Consider the following 5,777-nt stretch of genomic DNA (forward strand, 5'->3'; position numbering starts at 1 on the left):
GGAAAGCACGAACGTGAACCTTCCCCGCTCACGAACGGCCGCATCGGCCAGGCGTGTCAGAATCGCGGCTGCAAGTGTATTCAGGTCGTGCATTTTCCGGTAATAATAGACTTCCGGTCGAACGTCCATGGGATGGAATGGGGCATCAGTCAATTGTTTGGATCCATTATATTTTTATGGATTCGGGATCTCACTGGGTTCGTCCGAAATGACGTTTCCATAGTTACGGCGCAGTGTCTTTCGCCGGAATGACGGAGAAGAAGAAACGGTTTAGAAGACCGCCTCGCGAACAAGCGCGCGTCCATTACCCATGGACCTCGCACGACGTGTCCGATGGGGCCGTTACCCGGCTTCGCGCCGTACCTATCAGCTGCGTCGGAGCCGCCGCACCCAGACCTGAAGCACGGTCTACCCTAAGTCTCCGCAAGATGCTCGTGCAGCATCATCCGTTCGTCCTTGTCGCGGGGTCCCCAACCGCCGGCCTCGTAAAAGCGCAGACGGGCTTCGCGGTCTCCGCACTTTTCGCACTCTTCCAGAATCGGCATCAGATAGGACCAGCAGAGTTCCACGGCGTCTTGTCTCCAGAACAGCACTTGCTCTCCCAGCATGCAGTCGATAATCGCCTTTTCATAGGCGTCCAGCTTAGGCCCGGAGTAGTATTCGTCGTAGCTGAAATTCATGTTCACCGCCTGCAGGCATAGACGGGCTCCGGGCATCTTGGCCTGGAAGGACAGGAATATGCGTTCTTCCGGTTGTATGCCCAGGGTCAGGACGTTGGTAGTAATGTGTTCCCCCAAGACGTTGCGGAACATGGAGTAGGGGACTTGTTTGAAATGTATGATGATGTTGGTGAGCTTGCGCGCCAGCCTCTTGCCGGAGGCCACATAAAACGGTACTCCCTGCCAGCGCCAATTATCTATGAACACTCGCATCATGGCGTAGGTCGGAGTCAGCGATTGGGCGTCGACGCCGGGTTCTTCACGATAACCGGGCACCCGCCGGCCTTCGATCGTCCCCGGCCCGTACTGGCCCAGCACGATGTTTTCCTGCACGCGATCCGTGGGAAAAGGCTGGAGCGAACGGAACAACTTGGCTCGTTCGTCCCGGACATGTTCCGCCTCGAATCTCGATGGCGGCTCCATGGCCGTCAAGGCCAGGAGTTGCAGCATATGGTTTTGGAACATGTCCCGAAGGACGCCGGCCTGTTCGTAATACCCGGCGCGGTGCCCAGTCCCCAGGGTCTCCGCCGCCGTAATATGAACATGGTCGATGTAACTCCGGTTCCAGATGGGTTCGAAAATGGCGTTGGCGAACCGGAATGTCAGAATATTCTGGACGGTTTCCTTGGCCAGATAGTGGTCGATGCGGTAGACTTGAGCCTCGTTGAAATATCGGCGTGTGGTATGGTTCAGGGAGATCGCCGACGAAAGATCATGTCCGAAAGGCTTTTCGATCACGATTCGAACCCAGCCTTTGCCGTCCTGCCGCTCCTTGGAAAGTCCCGCCATTCCGATCTGTTCGGTCAGGGTTTCATAGAGCGTCGGAGGTGTGGCGAGATAGAAGATACGATTGCCGACGGGTTGACGCTGTCGTTCCAGCTCGTCGAGCAACGCGCCCAACTTCTGAAACGAGCCGGCGTCATCGTAGACGATCGGCAGGTAATGAAGACGGTCGGCGAAAGCGCGCCATTCCTTTTCCGTCGCTTTTCCCGTCGACAGGGCGAGCGAGCTGCTCGATGCGCGAAACTCCCCATCGTCCATTTCACTTCGCCCGCAGCCCACGATCAGGAACGGATCCGGAAGTACTTTGGTGAGGTACAGATTGAACAGGGCGGGAATCAGTTTTCCGCGCGTCAGGTCTCCGGAAGCGCCCAGAATCACCAAGGTGCAGGGTTCCAATTCCCTTTCCACGTGACACGGCGACACGCCTTTGTTCCCCGGCGCGTCGGCCTTGGCGCTCCCAATATCTTGGGTCTTTCGTCGATCCTTGCGGTTCATGCTCGGGCTTCCTCAATCGGTTTCCATGGCCGGATCCGGGGGATCGGAAGGAGCGCAGTCCGGGTCCACGTTTCGCCGGAGCGGAGGGCCGCTTGGCGGCAACCCCGGTTACGTCGGCTGGGACGCCCTCTTTTGAAATTTGCACGGGGCCGGCATCACCACGGTCAGGTCTGCATCCATTTTCGCAGGGACGGCAATTCCTCATCGATCCAGGCGGAACCCAAACGTTTCGAAAGGAACTGCTCGAACAGCCTTTGCATCGCCTGGACGGGCTCTTCCACCAGGCTGATGCGTTCCAGCAAACGCGGTTCAAGATCCTGTTCCTCTTCCGAAAGCGGCATGGTTTTCGGCAGTTTCATGGATTGGAATTGAAACTGGTCCGCTTTGAACGTGAATTCCCACTCCTGACTGCCGACTCCCAGAGTAATTCGGGCCTCGCGAACTTTCTTGCCCTCCCTGAGAGCCGCTTTCCCCTCGGCCAAGTCGGCGTGAAATCCCTGGCAGGACACGGTCTCAGCGTATTCTCCCTCGCCCGATTCCAGAACGATCCGTTTTTGGAACTGAATGAACACATCACCCGTATCGGGTAAATGCACGGTTCCGTTTCGCTCTTCGCTCTTGAACCACAGCCAGGTGAGAAACTCCCGGCCCAAAAAAGAAATAGTACCCTTTTCCTCGAACAAACCGATGTACTCCTTAAGCAGCCCGTTGAAAAAGCCGGGTTGTTACAGGCCGTTGAAAAACGATGAGATGCAAGGCGCGCAAATCCCGAGGAACAAGGCGTACATAGAGTACGTCGCAGTGACGAGGGATGAAGCGCAACGCCGCAGATCGCGTTTTTCAACAGCCTGTTAGGCCTAAACAAACGATGCAGGCGTTAATCGTCCCAGTGTTGCCTCGAGTTCCGGATCCAGATACCGGGCCGTCCACGGCACAAAAGGAAAAGCTTCCAGTTCAAAGCATCTTTTGAACAGTTTCTCGAACTCTTCGCGAACCTTGGGCGCCAGTGAAGCCAGCAGCAGCCATCGCTCCGAGACACACCAGCACACGTCGAACAGGGAAGGAACCGCCATCACTTTGGACATGAGGGTGGCGTGGACCCGGTCTTTGATCTCGGTCTTTTCCCCTTTGCTGAGATAGCGCCGGCCCGTCATTGTCCTGGCTTTCTCTTCAGCCTCGAGTACGTGTTTCTTGTGCAGGGCCGCGGGTACGGATCGGCGGTCGATCCGCAGCGAAAACGCCAGATAATCGCCTACGGAATAATAGGCGTTCAGAAACTCGGTATCCAGAACACTGCCCAGGCCTACCCATCCCGTGGTTTTTTCATCGCTGGCGCCTTCCAGTTCCCGGAAGGCGAATCTCTTCAAACGTTCGTCGACGAAATCCCGGAAGGATATAGGTTCGTCGCCCTCGATTCTGTATTTTGTAAACGTGCATGTGCCGGTCAAGAAGCCCATAGTTCCATTCCGTCGGGTTGAAGCGATTGTATGCGGTGGTTCTGAAATCCTTTGATCCCCTGAAACGGCGGCGTGCGGCCAAAACCGATTCGACGGACGCCTTTGAAAAACCGGGAACGGCGTTCTCGGCGCTTATCGGACGGACCGAGTGCCGTAGACATCGAGATATCGATCGAACTCCTGTTTCAACGGGTCGTCCAGGGCCTGCATCCGCCCGGCAACGGTTACCGGTATCCGTTCCTTGAACAGGTATTCGACGATATCGCGAATACCGCAGATCCGGTGGACCTCTATGCCGGTCTTCGATGCGAATTCGTCCGCGGCGTCGGATCCTCTGACCCCCAGTAGCACGTTGCCCGCCTGGTCGTAGACAGCCGTCGTCTGCTCCCGATCGATACCCAGCACCACGGCGCGAATCCGAAGTTCGACGCCCTTCAGGGCCGCCTCGTTTTCGATTTTTTCCACCAACTCGTATTTTGTGGCCATGGAGGTGCCCACGTCGTCAACGATCACAATGTTCCTGTTTACCGTGAAGCACCCGTTCACAAACAGGCTTTTTGAAGCGGACGCCTCGCCATGGGTCTTGGCTTCCTTGCGATCGTACTCGAACAACAGCTCTTTCCGGTGATTCAGCCACAGCGCATTGGTGGTTGCGCAGGCGATGGCGCTGCCTTTGTAAGACGGCCCCAGTATGACGTCCGTGTGCTCCAACAGGCCTGATCGTACCAGTAACTCGGCGAAAAAACCACCCAGTTCATAGTTGAGTTTCCCGGTCCGAAATCCTCCCATATTTACAAAATACGGGGTGGGACGACCATCTTTCAAAACGAGCCCCTTGTCGAAGAACAGGGCTCCGGTTTCAGCCAACAGCCGCGCAAATGCTTTCCGGTATTGTTCCATGTCACGACTCCGGGCGACAGGTTCCGAACCATTGGGCCGTATGTCCCCATGGAGAATCAGTGCGTCGAGGGGAAATCAATCCGACCCGCCCCGGCGGCTCCTAGGAGAAGGCACCTTTTCCCTGATCAAGGGGAATACGTGCTCCTCGATCCAGGCGACGGTTTCATCGGCGCGGCGATGGGCTTCCTCGTTCGCGCGTCCGCAGCCTGTGTACCGAGCGTCCCTCAGAGACCGTTTATGGTATCCGATACACTCGAAAGCGGGTCTCAATGAATCCGGCAGGTCTTCGGGTAACTCGATATCATTCATGATGGCCCACGCCAGGGTCCAGGCTCTGGCCACGTTGCTCGTTTCATAACCGCCGCCGCCTAGGGCGAGAAGGGGGCGTTTCAGGTCGACAATCATGCCGACCGCCTCGCAAAATCCGTTGGTGGTCAGGTCTAAGGACGCCAGTGGGTCCGTTCGGAAGCTGTCCACGCCCAATTGAGCCACAATGACGTCCGGATCGAACAGCTCGATCGCCTCTGGGACCACTTTCTTGAAAGCCTTGGTGAAGACTGCGTCGTCCGCATGGGGCAGGAAGGGCACGTTTATGGAAAACCCCCGCCCCTCGTCCCGTCCGATATCGGTCACGGGGCCGCTGCCGGGGAACAGGGTGGCGCCGTCCTGATGGAACGATATGGTCAGTACATCGGGGTCCGAATAGAAGGCATTCTGAACGCCGTCCCCGTGATGGGCGTCCACATCGATGTAGGCGACCCGGCGCCCCTTTTGTTTGAGCGCCAGAATTCCGAGAACGGGATCGTTTGCGTAACAGAAACCCGACGCCATGCGCGGAGCCGCATGGTGAAGACCTCCGGCCACGTTAAAGGCGATGCGCACCTCTTCTTTCGCGAGAACTTCCGCGCATTGCAGGGTCGCGCCGGCCGTTAACAGGGACCATTCCAGCATTCCCGAGAAAGCCGGATTGTCGCCCGGGCCGATGCCGTAGAGGTACAAATCGTCGGACATCCGGCCGCAGCCGGCGTTTTCCAGTACGGTCAGGTAATCTTTTGCATGAAAGACCAGCAGTTCTTCCAACTTGGCGGAGCGTGTCGCCAGATAGGCGCAGTTTTCCAGGTCGAGCAGTCCGTAAGCATCCATGAGTTGATGCGTGAGTCTGAGCCGCGAGATCCTGAGCGGATGGCGAGGACCGTAGTCGAATCGATCATATTCGCTGGTGTAGAGGAAAGCCGTCCCGATCACATTCCGCTCCTGAAAGTGCAAGGTAGTAAGCGGTTACATTCTAATTTGGGACCCTGTTTGTCAAGTGGATACTACCCGTCCGGATTCTTGCGGGCGCGGGTCCGGCATGCCGCGCTATGCGCACGAACGGGGATCGGGTATCTCTTGACTCGAATGCAAATCAGTTGCATACTCCCAA

General features: G+C 57.0%; 6 protein-coding genes. All 6 read right to left on the reverse strand.

All coding sequences use genetic code 11. The features are described 5' to 3' along the window. Positions 1-153, reverse strand: a 153-nt coding sequence (locus HY788_05235) for a hypothetical protein (GenBank protein ID MBI4773575.1), incomplete at its 3' end; no start/stop codon positions are given. 260 nt (positions 154-413) lie between these two features. After that, positions 414-1,997, reverse strand: coding sequence for a glucose-6-phosphate dehydrogenase (gene zwf, locus HY788_05240; protein ID MBI4773576.1), 1,584 nt, complete (start codon positions 1,995-1,997; stop codon positions 414-416). 164 nt (positions 1,998-2,161) lie between these two features. After that, entirely contained in the window at positions 2,162-2,680 is a 519-nt protein-coding gene (locus HY788_05245; GenBank protein MBI4773577.1) for a hypothetical protein, read from the reverse strand. Positions 2,681-2,854: 174 nt separating this feature from the next. Continuing rightward, positions 2,855-3,454 carry a recombination-associated protein RdgC gene (gene rdgC / locus HY788_05250; GenBank protein ID MBI4773578.1) on the reverse strand — a complete coding sequence of 200 codons (600 nt, stop codon included), beginning with the start codon at positions 3,452-3,454 and terminating at the stop codon, positions 2,855-2,857. Positions 3,455-3,586: 132 nt separating this feature from the next. Continuing rightward, positions 3,587-4,354: a hypothetical protein gene (locus HY788_05255; GenBank protein MBI4773579.1), complete on the reverse strand. Its 768-nt coding sequence runs from the start codon at positions 4,352-4,354 to the stop codon at positions 3,587-3,589. 75 nt (positions 4,355-4,429) lie between these two features. After that, the gene (locus HY788_05260; GenBank protein ID MBI4773580.1) at positions 4,430-5,599 is read right to left on the reverse strand and encodes an acetoin utilization protein AcuC; all 1,170 of its coding nucleotides are present in this window, start codon (positions 5,597-5,599) and stop codon (positions 4,430-4,432) included. Between the last annotated feature and the right edge of the window lie 178 nt (positions 5,600-5,777).

The sequence above is a fragment of the Deltaproteobacteria bacterium genome (assembly GCA_016208165.1).
GTDB lineage: Bacteria > Desulfobacterota > Desulfarculia > JACQYL01 > JACQYL01 > JACQYL01.

Excerpts from the sequence above, each read along its gene's own strand:
- zwf (MBI4773576.1), bottom strand. The coding sequence starts at position 1,997 with ATGAACCGCAAGGATCGACGAAAGACCCAAGATATTGGGAGCGCCAAG.
- rdgC (MBI4773578.1), bottom strand. The coding sequence starts at position 3,454 with ATGGGCTTCTTGACCGGCACATGCACGTTTACAAAATACAGAATCGAG.
- HY788_05255 (MBI4773579.1), bottom strand. The coding sequence starts at position 4,354 with ATGGAACAATACCGGAAAGCATTTGCGCGGCTGTTGGCTGAAACCGGA.